The organism is Psychrosphaera sp. HA2-10 (genome assembly GCF_055693745.1).
This window is the reverse complement of sequence record NZ_CM146341.1, coordinates 2,618,664-2,640,365: the sequence shown is the minus strand read 5'-3', so window position 1 is coordinate 2,640,365 and position 21,702 is coordinate 2,618,664. Positions and strand designations below refer to the sequence as shown.

Annotated in this window: 18 protein-coding genes; all 18 read left to right on the top strand. The window is 40.6% G+C overall.

All coding sequences use genetic code 11. The features are described from left to right. Position 1: 1 nt before the first annotated feature. The gene (locus tag ACZ1GV_RS12000; RefSeq protein WP_472674366.1) at positions 2–1,726 is read left to right on the top strand and encodes a GspE/PulE family protein; all 1,725 of its coding nucleotides are present in this window, start codon (positions 2–4) and stop codon (positions 1,724–1,726) included. A 14-nt stretch (positions 1,727–1,740) separates the two neighbouring features. Then, positions 1,741–2,958 (top strand): type II secretion system F family protein, encoded by a 1,218-nt coding sequence (locus tag ACZ1GV_RS11995; RefSeq protein WP_210560994.1) that lies wholly within the window; start codon positions 1,741–1,743, stop codon positions 2,956–2,958. 3 nt (positions 2,959–2,961) lie between these two features. Continuing rightward, positions 2,962–3,468: a hypothetical protein gene (locus ACZ1GV_RS11990; RefSeq protein ID WP_472674365.1), complete on the top strand. Its 507-nt coding sequence runs from the start codon at positions 2,962–2,964 to the stop codon at positions 3,466–3,468. A 95-nt stretch (positions 3,469–3,563) separates the two neighbouring features. After that, positions 3,564–4,127, top strand: coding sequence for a type II secretion system protein (locus ACZ1GV_RS11985; RefSeq protein WP_472674364.1), 564 nt, complete (start codon positions 3,564–3,566; stop codon positions 4,125–4,127). Positions 4,128–4,139: 12 nt separating this feature from the next. Next, positions 4,140–4,658: a prepilin-type N-terminal cleavage/methylation domain-containing protein gene (locus ACZ1GV_RS11980; protein ID WP_472674363.1), complete on the top strand. Its 519-nt coding sequence runs from the start codon at positions 4,140–4,142 to the stop codon at positions 4,656–4,658. Positions 4,659–4,733: 75 nt separating this feature from the next. Next, the gene (locus ACZ1GV_RS11975; RefSeq protein ID WP_472674362.1) at positions 4,734–5,249 is read left to right on the top strand and encodes a pilus assembly FimT family protein; all 516 of its coding nucleotides are present in this window, start codon (positions 4,734–4,736) and stop codon (positions 5,247–5,249) included. After that, entirely contained in the window at positions 5,236–5,790 is a 555-nt protein-coding gene (locus ACZ1GV_RS11970) for a type IV pilus modification PilV family protein (RefSeq protein WP_472674361.1), read from the top strand. The genes ACZ1GV_RS11975 and ACZ1GV_RS11970 overlap by 14 nt, the downstream gene beginning before the upstream one ends. Next, positions 5,790–6,614 (top strand): PilW family protein, encoded by an 825-nt coding sequence (locus ACZ1GV_RS11965; RefSeq protein WP_472674360.1) that lies wholly within the window; start codon positions 5,790–5,792, stop codon positions 6,612–6,614. Before ACZ1GV_RS11970 ends, ACZ1GV_RS11965 begins: the two co-directional genes overlap by 1 nt. Continuing rightward, a complete protein-coding gene (locus ACZ1GV_RS11960; RefSeq protein WP_472674359.1) occupies positions 6,604–7,080 on the top strand; it encodes a hypothetical protein in 477 nt (158 codons plus the stop codon). Before ACZ1GV_RS11965 ends, ACZ1GV_RS11960 begins: the two co-directional genes overlap by 11 nt. Beyond that, positions 7,073–13,462: a DUF6701 domain-containing protein gene (locus tag ACZ1GV_RS11955; protein ID WP_472674358.1), complete on the top strand. Its 6,390-nt coding sequence runs from the start codon at positions 7,073–7,075 to the stop codon at positions 13,460–13,462. Before ACZ1GV_RS11960 ends, ACZ1GV_RS11955 begins: the two co-directional genes overlap by 8 nt. A 151-nt stretch (positions 13,463–13,613) precedes the next feature. Then, the gene (locus ACZ1GV_RS11950) at positions 13,614–14,657 is read left to right on the top strand and encodes a rod shape-determining protein (protein WP_155696002.1); all 1,044 of its coding nucleotides are present in this window, start codon (positions 13,614–13,616) and stop codon (positions 14,655–14,657) included. 87 nt (positions 14,658–14,744) lie between these two features. After that, the gene (mreC, locus tag ACZ1GV_RS11945; protein ID WP_472674357.1) at positions 14,745–15,578 is read left to right on the top strand and encodes a rod shape-determining protein MreC; all 834 of its coding nucleotides are present in this window, start codon (positions 14,745–14,747) and stop codon (positions 15,576–15,578) included. Beyond that, positions 15,578–16,066, top strand: a complete 489-nt coding sequence (gene mreD / locus ACZ1GV_RS11940) for a rod shape-determining protein MreD (RefSeq protein WP_472674356.1) — start codon at positions 15,578–15,580, stop codon at positions 16,064–16,066. The genes mreC and mreD overlap by 1 nt, the downstream gene beginning before the upstream one ends. Before the next feature lie 6 nt (positions 16,067–16,072). Then, complete coding sequence (locus ACZ1GV_RS11935; RefSeq protein WP_472674355.1) at positions 16,073–16,642, top strand: Maf family protein; 570 nt, start codon at positions 16,073–16,075, stop codon at positions 16,640–16,642. Beyond that, a complete protein-coding gene (gene rng, locus ACZ1GV_RS11930) occupies positions 16,639–18,111 on the top strand; it encodes a ribonuclease G (RefSeq protein WP_210561006.1) in 1,473 nt (490 codons plus the stop codon). The genes ACZ1GV_RS11935 and rng overlap by 4 nt, the downstream gene beginning before the upstream one ends. A gap of 17 nt (positions 18,112–18,128) precedes the next feature. Further along, a complete protein-coding gene (tsaE, locus tag ACZ1GV_RS11925) occupies positions 18,129–18,596 on the top strand; it encodes a tRNA (adenosine(37)-N6)-threonylcarbamoyltransferase complex ATPase subunit type 1 TsaE (protein ID WP_472674354.1) in 468 nt (155 codons plus the stop codon). Between the two features lie 26 nt (positions 18,597–18,622). Beyond that, on the top strand, positions 18,623–19,933 hold the full coding sequence (locus tag ACZ1GV_RS11920) for an N-acetylmuramoyl-L-alanine amidase (protein WP_472674353.1): 1,311 nt from the start codon (positions 18,623–18,625) through the stop codon (positions 19,931–19,933). Between the two features lie 8 nt (positions 19,934–19,941). Further along, positions 19,942–21,693, top strand: a complete 1,752-nt coding sequence (gene mutL / locus ACZ1GV_RS11915) for a DNA mismatch repair endonuclease MutL (protein ID WP_472674352.1) — start codon at positions 19,942–19,944, stop codon at positions 21,691–21,693. Positions 21,694–21,702 lie beyond the last annotated feature (9 nt).

The following is a 21,702-nucleotide window of genomic DNA, read 5'->3' as shown; positions in this document are numbered from 1 at the left end:
CATGGCGGCTCCAAAATTAAAGAAACGATTGGGTGACCTGTTAGTTGATGAGGAAATCATCAGCAATGATCAACTGATGTCGGCGCTGTCGGCACAAAAAGAATCTGGCCGAAAACTTGGCTCAGTACTAATTGACTCAGGTTTCATAACGGAAGAACAGTTGTTACGCTTTTTAGCGCAACAGTTAAACCTTCGCTTCATTAATATCGCTAACGTACAAATTGATCCTAAGCTCGCCTCAGAGTTATCTGAGGTTCATGCCCGCAGACTTCGAGCGCTAGTACTAGAAAGTACAGAAGATAGTGTGACGATTGGTATGTCAGACCCAGCAGACTTATCGGCTATTGAGCAGCTATCAAACCAGTTTGGCTCTAAATCCATTGAGATTGTGGCGGTTCGTGAAAGTCAGCTCCTATCTGCATTTGACTCACTGTATCGCAGAACAAAAGAAATTGAGCAATTTGCTCACCAACTGCAAGCGGAATATGAAGAAAGCGCTGATTTTGATTTTGCTGCAATGGACGGTGGTGATGAGGGTGACACAGTTGTTGCCAAGTTACTTCGCTCATTATTTGAGGATGCCGTTCAGGTCCGCGCATCCGATATTCATATTGAGCCAGACAAAAATAGCCTTCGAATTCGTACACGTGTTGACGGCATTTTGCAGGAAAGCATCTTAAATGAAGTAAACATTGCACCAGCACTTGTACTGCGTTTAAAGCTAGTTGCTGGCTTAGATATTTCCGAAAAGCGTTTACCTCAAGATGGTCGATTTCATATAAAGGTCAAAGGACATGAAATTGATGTTCGTATTTCGACTATGCCAATTCAACATGGTGAATCAGTAGTAATGCGACTACTGGACCAATCTGCCGGTCTACTGAGTTTAGAAGCGACGGGTATGCCACCTCACATTCTTATGAAAGTAAGAAAGTTGGTGAAAAGTCCAAATGGTATGTTTTTAGTTACTGGACCAACAGGTTCTGGTAAAACAACGACGCTATATGGTTGTTTGAGTGAACTGAATAATGCTGAGAGTAAAATCATCACGGTAGAAGATCCAGTTGAGTATCAACTACCGCGCATTAACCAAGTTCAAATAAATACCAAGATCAATTTGTCATTTTCTTCTGTATTAAGAACGGCATTACGTCAAGATCCAGATGTTATTATGGTCGGTGAGATTCGAGATCAAGAGACCGCAGAAATTGGTTTGCGTGCCGCACTAACTGGACACATGGTTTTATCTACTTTGCATACCAACGATGCCATTTCTACTGCATTACGATTAATTGATATGGGTGCAGCTCCATACTTAGTGGCAAGCTCTTTGCGCGCAGTACTTGCGCAGCGACTAGTTAGGCGAGTCTGTGATGTGTGCAAAACGGATTATACTCCTGATCCACAAGAGCTAACGTGGGTTTCAAATATAGCTCGTAAAGACATGAGTGGCGCTAAGTTTAGCCATGGTACTGGTTGTCAAAATTGTAACGGTACAGGCTATAAAGGGCGAGTCGGTATTTATGAATTATTAGAAATGACTAATGAGACTCTGATATCGGCGTTGCGTAACGGTGATACAGAAGCATTCTCAAACGCTGCAAAAGCGTTACCGGGTTATCAAACGCTTGGTCAAGCCGCTTTAGATTATGCTCAAGAAGGCATAACTAGTATTAAAGAAGTGTTACGAATTTCGGAAGTAGTTGCAGATACTGCAACGTACTAAGGTTGGATTGAACGATGCCATTTTTCTTGTATGAAGCAAAAGATGCCAAAGGCAAGAGTATTCGAGGCCAGATTGAAGCCACGAATGAAGGTGCAGCCGCTGACGTATTATTAGCGCGTCAGGAGTACCCGACTAAAATTACGTTGACTGAGGAAAAGGAAGAAGGCTCCGGTTTATTCGATAACCTCTTTGATCGAGTCACGACTCAGCATCTAGTTGTTTTTTCGAGACAAATGTACTCGCTTACGAAAGCGGGTATTCCTATGATAAGAGCAATTTTAGGCTTAGCGGATAGCTCTACCAATAAAGCATTAGGTCGTACGCTTGCAGATGTTGCTCAACAATTAGAACGAGGTCGTTCGTTGTCGGCCGCGATGGCAAGTCACCCTAAAATCTTTCCGCGTTTAGCAATAAGTATTGTTCATGTTGGTGAAAATACCGGTCGACTGGAAGATGCATTTTTACAGTTAGCTGAGTACTTTGAGCGTGACGAAGAAACAAGGAAGCGCATCAAGTCAGCAATGCGTTATCCAACCACGGTTTTAGTCGTGATAGTGATTGCGATGTTCGTATTAAATTTATTAGTTATACCGACGTTCGCTACCATGTTCTCAAAATTGGGCGCCGACTTGCCGTTAGCAACGAAGATTTTAATTGGTACATCAAACTTCTTTGTAAATTATTGGCAGTGGCTGTTTATATTTATTATTGGCAGTATTTTGATATTCAATAGTTGGCGAAAGTCAGCATCAGGACAATTACGCTGGGATAAAATTAAATTATCGATACCTTTTGTTGGCTCAATTATCGAGCGAAGCCTATTAGGGCGATATGCTCGAAGTTTCTCAATGATATTAGAGTCTGGAGTGCCTATGACCTCTGGGTTATCACTAGTTGCCGAGGCGGTCGATAACAAATTTATGGAAACGCAAATCAAAGAAATGCGCCGTAATATAGAAAAGGGCGACTCTTTGTTGAGAGTATCTGTAAGTAGTAATTTGTTTTCTCCATTAGTTTTACAAATGGTCGCTGTTGGTGAAGAAACCGGACGAGTGGATGAGCTCTTGAAAGAGGCTGCTGATTACTATGAACGAGAAGTTGATTTTGATTTAAAGAGCTTAACAGCAAAGATAGAGCCAATATTAATAGGTTTTGTCGCGATTATGGTTGGTGTGTTAGCGCTTGGTATATTTACGCCTATGTGGGACATGATGTCTGCATTCAAAGGTTAGTAGATGAAAAACCTTCGGCAAAAAGAAGAGTCATTAACAGAACACTGGTTTTTTAGAGTGTTAATAGGACTTATGTTAATTGCTGTGTTGTTTTTTTCTGCTAGTCGCTATTTGTCCGACGTATATGACGATGTTGGCGAATACAAAGCATCATTAATGGCGGATAGATTTGTAAAGTCGGTTAGCCATATGCATCAGCAATGGATTACAACGGGCAAGCCAACTCTTATGACGCTGGATTATTATGAAACAGCGAATAACTCAAAAAAAATTGAAGTTCAGATGAACAAATCGGGTTGGCCATTGAATATTGGTGGAGGCACAGCATTGTTGAATTGCGAGCAACTTTGGGTTTATTTTGCTGAAACGCAATTAATAGAAAGTGATACATCGACAATTGAAATTGTACAACAACGTACTTCCTGCACTTATTTTTGGCAAAGTGCTGGCGTGAATAAAAAAGTACTTGAATATGATACACATGTCGGGCGAATGACTCAGAACCATTAATTTTCTGATAAATTTACCGATAAAGTAGGATAAATGTTTTAACAACAACAATTTTTATATAGACTAAATTTAAATTTTTACTGAGGTTTTAAAAAATGAAAAGACAACAAGGTTTTACGTTAATCGAGCTAGTAATCGTTGTGATTATTCTTGGTTTCTTAGGTGCAGCCGCTGTGCCTCGTTTATTAGATGTGACAGACGATGCTCGTGACGCTTCAGTAGAGGGTGTTGCTGGTGGATTTGCTAGTGCAGTTGGCCTTGTTCGTGCTGAATGGGAACTAGCTGGACGTCCAAGCGGTAATACAAATATTAATTACGATGGTATTGCCTTAGACGTAACAGATTCAGGTTACCCTGCAGGTAACTCAAATGAAGCAACTGCGTCAGCAATGACAGCTGCAAGCTGTGAGTTTGTATTCCAAAGCATGTTCCAGTCTGCGCCAACAACGGTAATAGCGGATGGTGCTAATACTTACGATGGCGAACGTTATATTGTCCGTTTTTCTGCAAATAATGAGTGTCAGTTTGTCTTAGCGCAAGGCTTAGAAAACGGTGACACAATATCTGCAACTTATGTAAATAACGCAGCGACAACTGCTGATCGTCAAGGTTTTGAATATAATGCCGATAACGGTCAAATTACAGTATTCAAAAACTAGTAAGGGTATACGATGAAAAACACTCAACAAGGTTTCACGTTAATCGAGCTGATTATCGTAATTGTTATTTTAGGTATTCTAGCCGTTACTGCTTCACCTAAGTTTTTAGATTTACAGGGCGATGCTAAAGCCTCAACGGTTCAGGGTTTATCTGCATCGTTAAAAAGCGCTTCAAACATCGTTTACTCAAAAGCGTTAGTGCAAGGTAAAGCAAACGCAGCAACCGAAACAACAACAAATCCAGCTATTTCTGTTGTTTACGGTTACCCAGCCGCTGAATCTATGGCCGCTATTTTAGACATTTCTCAAGTAGCTGCTTCAAATTCGGCAATAGCTGAAGGCATCGATTGGGAAGTTGCGGTTAATTCTGGCGGCACAGCGGCTCGAATCTACCCAGCAGGTTCTTATGATGGCGATGCAGCCTTTAGCGGCGATACCGCATGTTATGTAGAGTTTACAGAAGCATCTGCGTCAGGTAACCCATCAGTAATAACTCCAGCATCTGTAACATTAACAACAAGCGGCTGTTAAGTTAGACGATTGTAAATATATAGAGGCAAAATCTTTGCCTCTTTTTAATCAGAGGTTCCGATATTGAGGAGCAAATTGATCAAGTCAGCGGGTTTTACACTTGTTGAATTAATCGTAGTAATTCTCCTGATTTCAGTATTAGGGATCACCGTATTGCCTAAACTACAAGGTACCTCTGAATATCAACTCATTTCCCAGCGCGACCAACTGGTGTCTTTATTAAGAACCGTTCAATCACGCGCAATGCAAAACACTCAAGATGATGCGTTCACATGTCACCGAGTTTTATTTCTAGCGGATAAAATAGGCTTGTCTGCCCAAATTACGGCAGGCGCCAATATTGGTGGTTGCGCTACAGGCGTTGTGGATACAAGCAATAATCAAACACTAGACTTTTTGGTTATTGAAGAGCTATCAGGTTATACGGCGACAAACCGTCAAGGTAGCGCCATCTCTACCATAGATTTTGATAGTTGGGGTCGTGCGGTTACTAATGTCGGGAATTGCACAAAACCAGGCTGCAAAATTACAATAGAGACTAATTACGCTGTGTGTATTAACAACCAAGGTTATATCAATGTTTGTCAATAATAAGGGATTTACATTAATTGAACTTATTGTCGGAATAGTTGCCTTATCCGCGGCATTATTGTTACTTACTGGAGTGTTGGTCCCACAGGCGGAAAAAAGTACTAATCCTTGGTTTCAGGTGCGCTCAGCAGAATTAGCCCAATCTATAATGAATGAAATAAATGCGCGTCGCTATGACGAGAATTCTCCAACTGGAGGCAGCTTAATTCGTTGTGATGAGGCGGGTGGAACGGCATGCGTAAATGCGCTCCCTGATTGCCCGAGTCCGGGACAACCTCGGGATTGGGTAGAGGAGAACAGTCGAGATGTTTATGATGACATTGACGACTTTCATTGTTTAAGTCTTTTGGGCGATCAAATCACGAACATAGAAAATACCAGTTTATTGGAAGTATATAGAGCATTTACGGTCAATGTATATGTTACTTATGCGGGTAATGACATTGGTTTAAACCCAAGACTAGCGAAGCGAATTACGGTTTCAGTAACACCACCCAAAGGTGAAGTTATCAATTACACGTCATACAGGACTAACTACTAATGAGGAAGTTAGAACGACGGGTGTCGAACCAAGGCTTTACTTTGATAGAGCTAGTGTTAGTCATCGTGATTTTGGGCATATTGGCAATTGCTACATCGAAGTTTATTGTTTTTGGAACGCAAATCTATTTGCAAGCAACCGATCGCCAGCATGTTTTAAGTAAAAGCCGTTTTGTTGTCGAGCGACTAACTAGAGAGTTAAGAGCCAGCGTGCCAAATAGCGTGAGGATTTCACCAGATAGAGCCTGTATAAACTTTGTACCAATTAAGGCATCAGGAGCTTACCGAGATGATGCAAATGCCATACAACCACCATTTTCACCAAAATCTGGAACAGAAATTGACATTGTTAGTTGGTCAGGCAGTTACGCGCTAAATGATAGGTTTTATGTGTTTCCGCAAACATCTCGTGATATTTATTTATCAGATACTCAGTGGGCGTCTATTTCAACAGCAACACCAAATCCTGCAAGCCCTAACTACCGTATAACTTTTACTAGGAGCAATACGTTTCCATTTTCATCACCTAATAAACGTTTTTATACGGCGCGAACTTCCGTTTATTATTGTTTAGCGAATAATAGTATTTATCGATATGAGCAGCCGTCTATATCTGGTTTTTTCTTTCCAGCAAGCATAGTGATGGCAATTGGAGACTTAATGGCTGAAGGTTTAACGAATGACTTAGCACTAGAGCCTCCTTTTAATTATAGACCTGGGGCCTTGTATCGAAATTCTGTAGTGAACCTGTATTTTGAATTTTCTGCCAATCAAAGTGAAAATATGTTTTTTAATCAAGAGGTGCATATTCCAAATGTTCCTTAATGTCTGTTCAAATAAAAAAGAATTGCAACGCGGCAGTAGTCTTATAGTTGCTGTATTTTTAATCGTAGTTTTTGCGATTTTAAGTCTGGGGATCACCCAAACTATTTCGTCTAGTACTGATCAGAACATTAATGAAATTTTAGGCACGCGAGCTTTGCTAGCGGCAGAGAGTGGCAATGAAATTGCGCTACAACAATTATTTCCAATAAGTGGTCTAGCACCTAATTGTGTGGCAACACAACAAACATATTTTTATACAGATGGGTTATTACATTGCAACGTGTTAACAAGTTGTAAAGAGCAAACGGTTTCTGATGTTAGCTACTATCAGGTTGTTAGTACCGGTATTTGCAAAGCCTTTTTGCAGGGATCTAACGCAAATAAACAATCAATAGATTCCAGGTGTTTAGCCAATGAGCTCTGTGTAAGTAGAACAATAGAAGTTGAGGCAATTGCAAATGAATAACAAATTGCTTTTTTCCATTATGTCTCATACGTTAGTTATACCTACGGTTGCAATTCTGCTTGCTCAACCGGTGCAAGCCGAAGGTTTTGAAGACTCTGTGGTTACCGGCGTAAAAACGCAATATAACGATACTACATGGGCAGCGACAAACTTAATTGATGGCAATGACAGAACTCGCTGGTTGAGCAGAGATCAAACCAACGATATTAACTTTCTTTTAAGCTCAACGGGCGATCCGAAATGTTTTGAAGGGCTTAAATTAAAAAACTACACGAATAGCGGCCGCAATATAAAAGAGTTTGCCTTACTGACCACCTCTGACGATGCCCTTGCTGGTGACTTTGGAACAGCTGGTTGGATTCCAATTGTAGCGGAAGAAAACCCCACTGGCCTGATCAATTATTTAAGTTGGGCACAAGGGGCGCGCATTGTCAGCATTGATGGGGAATACAACGCAACTACATGGGCCGGTGAACATATTAATGATGGTGACACCTCTTCTCGATGGATATCGAGGACGGCTCGAAACGTTATTGAATATAACTTTGATACAGACTGGAACGGCTCAACTGGTGACGGTATCACTATTGACGAGTTAGAAGTATTTAATTTTGGTACAGATGATATTGCCGTAAAAGAGTTTCAAATAGAGTACACAAGAGACGGCGTAACATGGCAAAGACTAGAAGTGCCAAACTCCATGGCTGGCGATCCTGAATATATTTTCTCGAGGGATATTGACGGAGGAATCTTAGGTCTTGTTGATAGTGCGTACAACAATACAAACTGGACAGGCGATCATCTTAACGATGGTGATCAAAATACGCTTTGGTTAAGTCGTAAAGGTAATAACAGCATTGAATTTACTTTTGATCCTGACAGAAACGGTATATCCGGCGCTAACGGAGACCTAAATGACTTGTTTAACCTTGACCAAATCAGGCTGATAAATTACGGCGAAAACGACGATCGTTCTATTAAACAATTTCAGGTAGCGGTAAAGACAGTTAGTAACCCTAATTGGCAAAAAATTACGGTACCTGGCGCACAAGTGGGCGAAGCTAATTATAACTTTGCGCTGTCATATCATGGCGGCTTATTATCCGAAATTAGCAGTCAGGTAAACACCACAAACTGGGGCGCCGACAATATTCATGACGGCGATCAAAACACGAGATGGCTATCGCAGAACCAAAGCTCTAAATTAGCCTTTCGTTTTGATGCAAATGAAGACGGTGTTGCAGGGGAACCAGAAGATCAATTTACCTTTGAGGAGTTTTACTTATTTAACTATGGTAATGATGACAGGTCTATAAAGCAGTTCCAAATCCAAGTTACAACAGCATCAAATAATACTTGGCAGAATGTTCCCGTGCCAGGCGCGGCTATTGGTGATGTTAACTTTAACTTTGCATTAGTTAACAACGGTACGACTTTGAATGCCATCGATAGTGAACTCAATACTACGAACTGGGCGGCAGCAAATATACATGATGGTAACGCTCAGACTCGATGGCTTAGCCGTAAAAGCAATAATGTTCTGGAGTTCGGTTTTTCTGAAGCGCCATTTATGTTTGACCGCTTTGTATTACAGAATTATGGCGATGACGACCGTTCGATAAATGAGTTTCAAATAGAAGTGCTTACTGCCAGCTCGTTGGGTATATGGAAACTTCTTCCTGCGCCAGGCGCGACCACAAATGAAGCTAATTTTAATTTCGCACTAGATAATAATGGTGGTGAATTAAGCTACATCGAGTCTGAGTACAATACAACATCACTTGCCGCAAAAAATATTCACGATGGTGACCAAAGTACTCGATGGCTTTCTAGAAAAGCTAACTCTAAGCTCGACTTTGTTTTTGATGTTAACGGTAATGGCGTTACTGCCGATCCACTAGATAGATTCACCGTGGAACGTGTTTATTTAAAAAACTACGGCAATGACGACCGTTCGATTAAAGATTTCCAATTAGCTTTCCAAACGCTTACCGATAGTAATTGGCAATATATTCAAGTACCCAATAGTGTTGCCGGTGTCGCTGGTTATAACTTTGCATTGCCCGCGCATGGTGGTTCTATATCGCGGGTTGATTCAGAATATAACAACACAAGTTGGGGCTCACAAAATATACATGACGGTAATTATTCAACTCGTTGGTTAAGTCGTAAACAAGATAATGAGATTGACTTTACGTTTGATACAAATCGTGATGGTGTATTAGGAGATAGTATCAATCTTGATACGATAGAATTAATCAATTACGGCATCGACGATCGCTCAGTTGCTACTTTCTCTATTCAATACCAGCAAGCGGGTGGTGCTTGGCAGAATGCACAGCTACTTGATGGTACTGAAACAATAAATGCGGCCATGAGTAATGATGTACAAACATGGTCAATTACACCTCTAACTAACGTCACAGCGGTGCGCTTTAAAACTTATACCAATCACGGCGATCCAAGCTATACAGGTGTCAGAGAAATAAGACTTACAGGCGCTACGGTAGGACCCATCTATTCATTCCAGGCTCAAATGAGTACAGCCGGCCAATACTTTGAATTAGACAATAGTAACCTGCCAACCGACATTACCGCATTTAGACTGGAAACCGTGACAAATCATGGTGATCCAAATTATACAGGTGCCGCTGAATTTAGAATACTTGGGCCGTCGATTAGTGAAACGACTATATTTACTGCGCTTCAATCGGATGCTAAACAGGAATTTATATTAGATCCTGATGATGTTCCAACCGATGTAATAGGCGTTAGACTGCGGACAATTAGTAATCATGGTGACCCAACATATACAGGCGCGAAAGAATTTGAAATTATTGGGCCTGCCGTATCCGAGACAACAATTTTTGAAGCTCAGCAAATAGATGCCGGTCAAACCTTCACGCTAGATGCCAATGATGTTGTAAATAATGTTACCGGCGTTCGACTCGTGACGATAAATAACCATGGCGATCGCAGTTATATTGGGGCTAGAGAGTTTGAAGTTAGAGGAGCGTCTGTTACAGAAAACAAGACTTTTGAAGCGCAAATGGCTTTAACGCCGCAGTCCTTTAGACTAGACCCAGAAGATGTTGCTAACCAGGTCACAGATATTAAGTTTATTACCATAAACAATCATGGTGATCCAAGTTACATAGGTGCACGAGAAATTGAATTATTGGGTCAATCTGTAACACCGGCACACTCGTTTTATTTGCCACAATCAAAAGGCCCTCACCAAATTGTTTTAGATGATGAGGATAAGGTTTCCGGCGCTACGGGTGTTAGATTTATCACCATTAATAATCATGGAGACCGAACGTATACAGGTATTACCGAATTAAGAATGTTAGGCACTGCGATTACTCCAAGTTATATTTTTAAAGGTGAAAATACGACCCGTCTTCAAGACTTCAGTTTCGATTCGACTAATGCCAAGTATTTAAGGCTGCATACTTTGACAAGTCATGGCAGTACCAGTGACGCGGCCGCCGCAGAATTATCTTTAGTAGAGGGAAACTGTGCGTCTGGACAATGGCGACTTGATGAATTTAGTTGGGACGGTTCGAATGGTGAAGTTTTAGATAGTTCAGGTTCGGAATTTCATGGTAAAGCTTTAGGCTTTGGAAATGGGACGGGTGCCAACACGTCTTTTCTTGATTCGGCAATTCCAGGATCCCCAGGCACTTGTCGATATGGGGTATTTGATGGAGTGGATGATTACATTGAAGTTGAAGACCGTGACAGTCTAGATAATACTTCACAGATAACATTATCCGCCTGGTTTAAAGCGGATAGTTTGACACAAACTAATGGTACTAATGCAAGAGGGATACTATCGAAGCGACCTGACTTTAATAGCAATATGTCATACGGGATGTTTTTCTTAAATGGCGGTAATAACAGGCTTTATATAGATATTGATAGTCAAAATAATCGCTTTGCAACACAAACTAGGTTTAACACCGATCAGTGGTATCACGTTGCAGTTGTGTTTGATGGCTCCTTGCCAAGCAACGAACGCGTTAGTGTTTATGTAGATGGTGTGTTAGATGGTAAGTACCCAGAATCAAGTACTCTGATCCCAAACACAAATTCTAATTTTTACATAGGCAATCTATATACCGGCACACGCATTTTAAAAGTATTTGACGGTAGTATTGATGAAGTAAATGTTATTCCTTTTGCATACTCTCAAGGTCAAGTGAACAAGCTGATGCGACAAACTCGACCTTGTGCTGCAGGTTTAGATCATATTGAAATTAGTCACAGTGGAACCGGAGTATCTTGCGCCGCGCATACGGTAAACCTTAAAGCTTGTGCCAATGCGGACTGTTCAGCGCTATATACAGGTTCAAATATAGACTTTACGTTACAAAAAGATGTTGCCGGCGTGATAACGGATTTAGCAACCTATACTATTGATGGTACTACAGGTGTACTTAATAATGCGCAGTTTGTTGAGACAAATACCGGTGTCTTTAGTTTCACGGGTGATGCTTCCTTAGCTACTAATGTCGAATGTGTAAATACAAGTTCAGGCAGCAACTCATGTGATTATAATGTATCTGCTAGTGGTTTTATTGTGACGTCCGGCAACAATAATACCGCGCAATCATGTACTACAAACTCCTTTGTTATTCAGGCTGTTAAATCTCCGGATACGGGTGTCGTTGGTGCGTGCGTGCCTGCGTATGCAAGTGGTAACTTCCCACTTACTTTTAGTTATAGTTATGTAAACCCAGATGGGGCAGCAGTTTTAAATACAGCCTCCGCAAACATTCAAGGACAGGGGCATACCGAAGGCCAAACAGGGTCTGCTGTAAACGTAGCATTTGATGCCAATGCACAAGCTCAAATCGATGTTTCCTATGCGGAAGCCGGGCAGATTTCAATTGTTGTGAATGATGCTGATGGTAAACTTTCAAGTACTTCTGCGGTTTTAGGGTATATACCAAGCAAACTATCTGCTCAATGGGCGGATGGTAATGCAAATAATTTAGCTGCTCTTGATGAGCAAGTTGTGATCTCAGGTCAGTGTGCCGACGGCACTGTGCTGCAAAATTATGTACCGTCAGGCAAATATTTAGTACAAGCCAATAGAAGCATGCCGTCAGATGCAGAAATTCTGTCTGTTAATTCCTCTCTCACCCCCAATGACTTAGAGAATTTAGTCATCGCCAATAGCGTTAATATAGTACCGAACTCAAGTGGTGGCATAGTTGATGTTAGCGCTAGTGCTAATACTAAAGTGCTAGATTTAAATTATGATGAGGCCGCAAGGTTGCAACTGACATTTACCGACACCGACTACTTAGGTCAAAGCATTACAACGGACAGTGCACTGGACGGTTTTTTTGCAATTAATCATTACAGCGCATCAGTCAATACACCAACGCTAGCTGGTTCTTGCAACATGTTCTCTTACATTGGACAAGAAATTGATTGGAGTACTAAACCGGAAGTAACCTTAACGGCGCGAAACGCAATTAATCAAGTGACGCAATTTGCAGACGTCCTAAATTATTGGCAACAAAACATTACTGACATCAGTACTGGAATGATAGGGAACTCCTACGTTGAGAACACAGCAAACGTAAACAATGATATTGGGGTAAATAACAATAATCTTACTATCGCAGAAATCGACCTTGATAAAGTTGATGGCAGTCGAAGCTATCAAATTTCGAATCAATTACTGCAATATTTGAAAACTCGAACACCCGATATACCATTTAATGCAGATGTTAATTTAACAATTTTAGCCAGTACCTTTATTGATAGTTTTGGTGTCGGTATAAAAAATGACAATACTGATACAAGCTACAAGTCGGTAGTCTTTAATAATATTGCAGGGCCTGAATTAGCTTATGGTCGCATGAAAGTAGATAATGCCTTTGGCTCAGAGCTGCAAAATTTGCCATGGCGAGGGGAGTTACAAATTTTCAACTCAAGTCGATTATGGCAGCGACAAGAAAATGATAGTTGTACCGTTTTCTCGCAAGACGCAATAACAATTGATGGTTTAAATCAGTTTGATGTTGTGAATAACCCACCGAAATACACATTGGACACGACTAATGCACAAACGCAGTTGGTAAACTTTGAAAATCAAACAAGCGTAACGGCGGTAGCCGGCTTTGTATCATTACCATTTGCTGCGCCGGGTAATTTAAACATAGGTAGTGTAAATATAGACGTTGACTTAAGTTTAGATAACTCATTCTTGAGATGGGATTGGGACGCGAGCGGTACAGGCACATTTACCGATGCTGATGGTGATGGTATTGATGATGCACTCGATTTAAACTTACCAACAACGAAAGTTACCTTCGGGCGATTCCGAGGGAATGAGCGAATTATTTACAAAAGAGAGCGCTAGGTTTTAGATAAGGGTAAATTAAAGCCACTTTTTGTAATTAAATCACTGAAAAGTGCATTTGTTTACAATACACTCTTGCTCAGTCAATAACCGTTAGGTAAAGTTAGTGGTTATTATCTTGATGAAGTTTTCCAAAGGAAGTTAAAGCGCCATGTTCAAAAATCTGCGCGGCATGTTTTCAAACGATTTGTCTATCGACTTAGGTACGGCAAACACTCTTATTTATGTTAAAGACCAAGGAATTGTTCTTAATGAACCTTCAGTAGTTGCTATTCGTCAAGAACGAGCTGGTGGCCCTAAAAGTGTAGCCTCAGTAGGTGGCGAAGCGAAAAGAATGTTGGGTAGAACGCCAGGCAACATAAAAGCAATTCGACCGATGAAAGATGGTGTAATCGCCGACTTTTATGTTACTGAAAAAATGTTACAACACTTTATAAAACAAGTTCATAGCAATAACTTCTTGCGCCCAAGCCCACGAGTACTGGTTTGTGTTCCTTGTGGTGCCACTCAAGTTGAGCAACGAGCAATTCGTGAGTCAGCATTGGGTGCTGGTGCACGAGAAGTGTTTTTGATTGAAGAGCCTATGGCAGCAGCAATCGGTGCAGGTCTGCCTGTTTCTGAAGCAACTGGTTCAATGGTGGTTGATATCGGTGGTGGTACAACAGAAGTTGCTATCATCTCTCTAAACGGTGTTGTTTATTCGTCTTCTGTACGTATAGGTGGCGACCGTTTCGACGAAGCAATCATTAACTATGTTCGTCGTAATTTTGGTAGCTTAATTGGTGAAGCTACAGCCGAACGTATAAAACAAGAGATTGGTTTTGCTTATCCATCTCAAGATGTAAAAGAATTAGAAGTACGTGGTCGAAATCTAGCGGAAGGTGTGCCACGTTCATTCACATTAAACTCCAATGAAATTCTAGAAGCCTTACAAGAACCGTTATCAGGGATTGTCAGTGCGGTTATGGTTGCATTGGAACAGTCACCACCAGAACTAGCTTCTGATATTTCAGAGCGCGGTATGGTATTAACAGGTGGTGGTGCTTTACTTAAAGACCTTGATCGCTTGTTAATGGAAGAAACTGGCATTCCAGTGATCATTGCTGACGATCCACTAACTTGTGTTGCCCGTGGTGGTGGTAAAGCATTAGAAATGATTGATGTTCATGGTGGAGATGTATTTAGTTACGACTAATACGTCTTGTTAGGCTAGTCATACCATGAACCATTACGGCAGTTTCGACTGCCGTTTTGCTAACAAACGATATAATTTAGGTAACGTATGAACCCCATTTTTGGCGCAGGGCCAGCACTTTCATTAAGATTTGCTATTGTCTTTGTACTTAGCATTGTAGCCATGACCGTTGACGTTTATACCGAAAGCTCTAAACAAATTCGTAGCACCCTAAATAGCTTAGTTGCGCCTATTCAGTACATTGCCGATTTGCCTCAGGAAAGTTTTGATACGGTTTCAAAATACGCTGCCCGTAAACAGTTTATATTGGATGAAAATACCCGCTTAAAAAACCTACAACTTATTCAGAATGAAAAGCTTCAGCGTTATCAAATGTTGTTAAATGAAAATAACAAATTACGTGCTTTACTTGATACCAACGCCCGCATTGAAGCTCGTAAAGTTGTCGCAGAAATTATGGCCGTAGCGAGTCATCCATATTCTCATAATGTATTAATTGATAAGGGTTTAAGTGACGAGGTTTTTCAATCACAACCCGTCATTGACGAATTAGGTGTGGTTGGACAGGTGATATCAGCAGGCAACAACACCGCACGAGTCATTCTATTAACCGATCAAACGCATGCTATACCTATTCGAAATTTAAGAAATGATATACGCGGTATTGTGAGTGGGACTGGCGTTATCAATCGCATGGTTTTAAATAATATCCCTCATGATACCGATATTAAAGTTGGCGATAAACTAATTACTTCGGGGTTAGGTGGGGTTTTTCCAGATGGCTACCCAGTTGCAAAAGTTACCGAAGTGAAAGTTGATTTAAGTCAGCCTTTTTTAAAGATTACTGCTGTGCCAATTGCGCAAGTTAATCGCTTAAGACATGTATTGTTGTTATGGCCTGAAAAAAAGGAAAGTGAATAATGGCGAAGGTTGGTGGTTCACCTTGGTGGTTTATTGGCATTACTATTTTTGTTGCGCTCATATTGAGTATCATGCCTTTACCACTAGAGTTAAAAGCATTTCGTCCCGACTGGCTGGCGTTAGTGTTAATCTACTGGACAATGGCTTTACCGCATAGAGTCAACGTTGGGGTTGCCTGGATACTCGGATTTATTTTAGATATTCTGTTAGGCACGGTCTTAGGTGTTCATGCCTTAGCTATGTCGTTAGTGGTTTATATATCTGCGAATAATTTTCAGAAATTACGCAACTTTTCTATCTGGCAACAAGCGGCTATTATTTTTGTATTTTTAATTTTGTATCACTTCGTAATTTTTTGGAGTAATCGCTTTTTAATACAAGTTAGCTTTTCCATAGAATATCTATACCCAGCTTTAACGAGCAGTCTTTTTTGGTTATGGCTGTTCCCCGTGCTTCGCGGTTACCGTCGTCGCTTTAAAATTCGATAAGGCCTTATGAATATAATACTTGCAAGTCAGTCGCCACGACGAAAACAACTGTTAGGTTACTTAGTTTCAAACTTTGAACAGAGAAGCGCTGATATCGATGAGTCAGTTTTGGGGCAAGAATCGCCAAGAGATTACGTTGAGCGTTTGGCAAATCAAAAAGCCATGGTTATTTTTAACAAGATTATTGGGCCGGAAAATTATTTAGTCATTGGTTCGGATACTACGGTTGTTAATGATGGTGAGATATTAGGTAAACCAGATTCTCTCGAAGATTGTAAGGCAATGTTGTTAGGCCTATCAGGAAAAGAGCATCAAGTTTTAACTGCATTCAGTATTGTCACTAAAGCTAAAACGGTAACTAAAACAGTAACCACGCAAGTACAATTTACTAATATTTCAGAGCAACAAGTTGTAGAGTATTGGAATACCGGTGAACCACAAGATAAGGCTGGTGCTTACGCTATTCAGGGTATTGGTGGCAAGTTCGTAAAATCTATTAACGGTAGTGTGAGTGCGGTTGTTGGTTTGCCATTAGCTGAGTTAGACTCGACGTTAAAGGAGTTCTTAGTAGTATGAGTGTCGAATTATTAATTAATATTACGCCAAGCGAAACTCGCGTAGCCGCAGTTGAAAATGGCATGTTACAAGAACTCCACGTTGAGCGACAAAGTACACACGGAATAGTTGGCAACATATATCTAGGCAAAGTAAGCCGAGTTCTTCCGGGTATGCAAGCTGCGTTTGTCGATATTGGTATGGAAAAAGCAGCGTTTTTGCATGCCTCAGATATCATTACTTACGATGACGAAAAAGACCAAATCACACAAAATAGTAATACTGCGCGAGATATAAAAGAGCTCGTGCGTGAAGGTCAAAAAATCATAGTCCAAGTCGTCAAAGATCCACTAGGTACTAAAGGTGCTCGTCTAACCACAGACATTACATTGCCGTCGCGATATTTGGTTTTTATGCCCGACTCAAAACACGTAGGCATCTCTCAGCGCATTGAAAATGAAAAAGAGCGTTATCGTTTAAAGTCTGCTGTTGAAGCTTATTATGAAGAAGGTGAAGGCGGGTTTATCGTCCGTACAGCCGCCGAAGGTGCTGGCACCGAAGAGCTAGCGCAAGATGCTGTTTTTTTGAAAAGATTGTGGCAAAAGATAATAAAGAAAAAGAAAAAAACTCGTAATCAGGCGGTTCTGTATGAAGATTTAAGTCTCGCATTTAGAGTGATTAGAGACTTTATTACCGATGAGTTAGAGCGTGTTCGAATAGATTCCAAATTGATGTACGGTGAACTATTAGCTTTTACAGAAGAGTTCATGCCAGAGATGTCCGCCAAGCTTGAGTACTACCCAGGTGAGCGACCAATTTTCGATTTATTTGATGTTGAATCAGAGATTAAACGGGCCTTAGATAAAAAGGTTGAGTTAAAGTCAGGCGGTTATCTCGTTATCGATCAAACTGAGGCAATGACAACAATTGACGTGAATACGGGTGCATTTGTAGGTCATCGTAGTTTAGAAGACACTATTTTTAATACTAATAGTGAAGCAACCCAGGCTATTGCTCGTCAACTTAGGTTACGAAATTTAGGTGGTATTATCATCATCGATTTCATTGATATGGATAGTGTTGACCATCAGCGTAGAGTGCTTCACAGCTTAGATTTAGCATTAGGAAAAGATAAAGCGAAAACCAAAATAAATGGTTTTTCAAATCTAGGCTTAGTTGAGATGACTCGAAAACGCACCAGAGAAAGCTTAGAACATGTATTGTGTGGAGCTTGTCCAGCGTGTAAAGGCCGAGGTTATGTTAAAACAGTAGAAACAATCTGTGCCGAACTGTTAAGAGAAATTGTAAGAGTCAACCGAGCATATAAAGCGGACCAATTTGTTGTTTATGCATCACCAGCCGTTGCTGAATCACTGATAAATGATGAGTACCATAACTTGGCTGAACTTGAAGTATTTATTGGCAAACAAATTAAAGTTAAAACAGAACCTATGTATAATCAGGACCAGTTTGACGTTGTTATGATGTAAATAGGTAATTTAAGAAAATGAACACTTTCACCACGCTACTAGAAAATGAAGATGCAACGGTATCTATGGGTAAGCTCATTGCTCAGTCGTTATCGCCCGGTATGACAATATTTTTGCATGGTGATCTTGGTGCCGGAAAAACGACGATTAGTCGCGGCATTATTCAAGGTTTAGGTCATGACGGCAGAGTAAAAAGTCCAACATACACATTAGTTGAGCCATACGAGTTAGCTGATATTACTGCTTATCACTTTGATTTATACCGCTTAGCCGACCCAGAAGAGCTTGAGTTTATGGGCTTTCGAGATTATTTTAATGACAAGGCTGTTTGTTTAATTGAGTGGCCAGAAAAGGGTCAGGACTTTTTACCTCAAGCCGATTTAGAGTTATATTTGACATATGTTGGCGAACAACGTGAAATAAGCTTTAAACCGTTATCTAATATAGGTAACGAAACAGTTATAAAAATAGAGTCTAATTATTAATAGTGTTTATGAGGTTTAATACTGCAGTGTCTAGATTTATAAAAACTATTATCACAATCTGCCTGATAGTAGCGGCCACTACATCGTATGCTTCAGATAAAATTAACGGAGTAAGGATATGGCCCGCTCCAGATTCTACTCGAGTCGTTTTGGACTTATCGGGTCCTGCTGATTTTAGTTACTTTGAATTAAGTAACCCACAGCGATTAGTTATTGATTTAAATAATACAAAACTAGCTACCTCTCTAGACGGATTGGCAAAAGACGCTCAAATTATTACTAAGATTAGAAAAAGCTCTCCAAAAAGAAAGGGCTCCACAAGGCTAGTGTTGGATCTGGCTAAAAAAATAGAGCCTATGTTGTTTGCGCTCCCACCTGCGGGTCCTTACGGAAATCGCTTGGTTATCGATTTATTAGACAAAGAAGAAAAGGTTGAAAAGGCTAAACGTGTTATTGAAACAGACAGAGATATAGTTATTGCAATTGATGCTGGACATGGCGGTGAAGATCCTGGTTCAATTGGTCGAGCTGGAACCTTTGAAAAACACGTAACATTAACTCTAGCTAAAAAAATAGAAGCATTAATTAATAAAGAAAAAGGGCTAAAGGCGGTTCTGACCAGAACAGGTGATTATTATTTAGATCTAAACAAGCGCACAAAAAAAGCCCGTGAATCTGGCGCTGAATTATTAATTTCCGTACATGCAGATGCCTTTACTACACCTGGTCCTCACGGCGCCTCCGTTTGGGTACAAAGTAACAAGCGAGCGACAACTGAAGTGGGTCGCTCGTTAGAGAGAAAAGAAGAGCACTCTCAATTACTCGGCGGTGTTGCCGAAGCAATTAAAGATACCACTACAGAAGAGTATCTCATGAGAACCTTTATCGATTTGTCTATGGATCACTCGCGAGACCAAGGTTTTACTGTCGCTTATGCGGTATTAGATGAATTAAAAAAAGTCACATCACTCCATCAGCGCAAACCACAATCAGCCAGCTTAGGGGTATTAAAGTCGCCGGATATACCGTCAATCTTAGTAGAAGGTGGTTTCATTTCGAATCCCAAAGAAGAAAAGATGTTAACAAATGCGTGGCAACAAAACCGTTTAGCCAATGCTATTGTTAACGCAGTTAAAAAGCACTTTAAAAAGCGCCCGCCTGAAGGCACCTTGTATGCAAAACTTCATAGGTCTGTGCAACACAAAGTAAGGCCTGGCGAGTCGTTATCTTTGGTAGCGCAAAATTATAAAGTGTCCGTATCTTCTCTAAAGTCAGCGAATAGTTTAAAGAACGACGTGATAAGAGTTGGCCAAGTTCTCTCGATACCTCAGTCGTAATTACGTTTATGACAATAAAAATTTTACCACCGCAGCTGGCTAACCAAATAGCTGCCGGGGAAGTAGTTGAAAGACCCGCATCGGTTGTTAAAGAGCTTGTTGAAAATGCGCTAGATGCTGGCGCGGATAAAGTTGAAATTGACATTGAGCGAGGCGGCCACAAAAAAATCCTCATCAAAGATAACGGTAAGGGAATTCCAAAACAGGAACTTGCGCTGGCCTTGTCTCGACATGCAACGAGTAAAATCACCAACATAGATGACTTAGAAGCGATTGTAAGTTTAGGTTTTCGTGGTGAAGCTCTTGCATCAATAAGTTCGGTTGCACGACTAACTATGACTTCTAAACCTGCTTCACAATCAGAAGCTTGGTCTGCGATGGCTGAAGGCTTAGATATGCAGGTAGAAGTTAAACCTGCTGCGCACCCGAATGGTACGAGCGTTGAAGTATTAGATTTATTTTTTAACACGCCGGCACGAAGAAAGTTTTTACGTGCGGAAAAAACCGAATTTAATCATATTGAAGGCTTGATTCGTCGTATTGCTATGAGTCGACCAGATGTGACCTTTGTATTACAGCACAATAATAAAGTGGTTAAACGTTTTCGCTCACAAAGCGCAGTTACTGACGTTATTGAGCAGCAGTCAGCAAGAATAGCCGAAGTAATTAATAGCCAATTTGTCGAGTATTCAAGTGTAAGAACAGCAAAATACGACAATATTTCTGTTTCTATCTGGGCTAAGTCTCCTCACGAATGCAAGTCGGTTAATCCGGCCCAATATTCTTTTGTAAATGGTCGAATGATGCGAGACAAACTCATTCAACATGCCATTCGTCAAGCCTATGCAGACACATTACACCCAGAGCAGCAGCCTGAGTACGTTTTATTTGTAGACTTACCAGCAACGGATGTTGATGTTAATGTTCACCCTGCAAAACATGAAGTCAGGTTTCATCATGCCCGACTGCTACATGATTTAATTGTGGGCACAATACAGGAATGCCTTGCAGACTTTAATAAACCTTTATCGATAGAAACACCACAACTGGCTGAGCAAGCGCCACCTGCGTGGTTAGCGCAGAATAGTACTAGTGTCCCAACATCAAATGACAATCCATCTTTTAAACGAACAGAATTAAAGCCGCAAAACCGAACCGAACCTGCAAAATCATTTTCAGGATTGACACCAGTTAGTTCACCAACAGTGAACGCAGAATTCAACAATGCATCAAGCGTTACAAATAACGCATTCTCTATTATTAAAGTTCAGTCGAATATTGCGATGGTGGAGTATCATTCAAAAACTTGGTTAATAAGTTTAGCGGAATTATTTGATGTTAACGACATCGCGCAAATATCCGATATGCAACTGCAACCTACGCCACTGTTAGTGCCAATTCGTATAAAAATTGATGCGGAAGAGGTCAAACAGATCCAGGCAGGCGAAGAACTCCTCACGATGTGCGGCTTTGATATAAAGTTACATCAATCATTCCTTATTATTAAACAAGTACCGAGTATTATTCGCAGCCGTGATTGCAGTCGCTTTTTGCCAGACTTCTTTAATGCTTTATTTAGTTGTGGTGGTTGGACTAAAAACTCAATAATCAAACTCATTAGTGAATCAAACGACATTCCTTCTGATAATCAGAAAATATTGAAACAATTGCATATACTTAAGGCAATGGCTGATTTTGACAAGCAATGGAATAAAATGGCAAAGGCAATTGATTTATCTAATATCTATCGCCTTATCTAGAAATAAATA

Bases quoted from the DNA above. Each gene is read 5' to 3' on its own strand.
- ACZ1GV_RS12000 (WP_472674366.1), top strand. From the start codon at position 2: ATGGCGGCTCCAAAATTAAAGAAACGATTGGGTGACCTGTTAGTTGAT.
- ACZ1GV_RS11995 (WP_210560994.1), top strand. From the start codon at position 1,741: ATGCCATTTTTCTTGTATGAAGCAAAAGATGCCAAAGGCAAGAGTATT.
- ACZ1GV_RS11990 (WP_472674365.1), top strand. From the start codon at position 2,962: ATGAAAAACCTTCGGCAAAAAGAAGAGTCATTAACAGAACACTGGTTT.
- ACZ1GV_RS11985 (WP_472674364.1), top strand. From the start codon at position 3,564: ATGAAAAGACAACAAGGTTTTACGTTAATCGAGCTAGTAATCGTTGTG.
- ACZ1GV_RS11980 (WP_472674363.1), top strand. From the start codon at position 4,140: ATGAAAAACACTCAACAAGGTTTCACGTTAATCGAGCTGATTATCGTA.
- ACZ1GV_RS11970 (WP_472674361.1), top strand. From the start codon at position 5,236: ATGTTTGTCAATAATAAGGGATTTACATTAATTGAACTTATTGTCGGA.
- ACZ1GV_RS11965 (WP_472674360.1), top strand. From the start codon at position 5,790: ATGAGGAAGTTAGAACGACGGGTGTCGAACCAAGGCTTTACTTTGATA.
- ACZ1GV_RS11960 (WP_472674359.1), top strand. From the start codon at position 6,604: ATGTTCCTTAATGTCTGTTCAAATAAAAAAGAATTGCAACGCGGCAGT.
- ACZ1GV_RS11955 (WP_472674358.1), top strand. From the start codon at position 7,073: ATGAATAACAAATTGCTTTTTTCCATTATGTCTCATACGTTAGTTATA.
- ACZ1GV_RS11950 (WP_155696002.1), top strand. From the start codon at position 13,614: ATGTTCAAAAATCTGCGCGGCATGTTTTCAAACGATTTGTCTATCGAC.
- mreC (WP_472674357.1), top strand. From the start codon at position 14,745: ATGAACCCCATTTTTGGCGCAGGGCCAGCACTTTCATTAAGATTTGCT.
- mreD (WP_472674356.1), top strand. From the start codon at position 15,578: ATGGCGAAGGTTGGTGGTTCACCTTGGTGGTTTATTGGCATTACTATT.
- ACZ1GV_RS11935 (WP_472674355.1), top strand. From the start codon at position 16,073: ATGAATATAATACTTGCAAGTCAGTCGCCACGACGAAAACAACTGTTA.
- rng (WP_210561006.1), top strand. From the start codon at position 16,639: ATGAGTGTCGAATTATTAATTAATATTACGCCAAGCGAAACTCGCGTA.
- tsaE (WP_472674354.1), top strand. From the start codon at position 18,129: ATGAACACTTTCACCACGCTACTAGAAAATGAAGATGCAACGGTATCT.
- mutL (WP_472674352.1), top strand. From the start codon at position 19,942: ATGACAATAAAAATTTTACCACCGCAGCTGGCTAACCAAATAGCTGCC.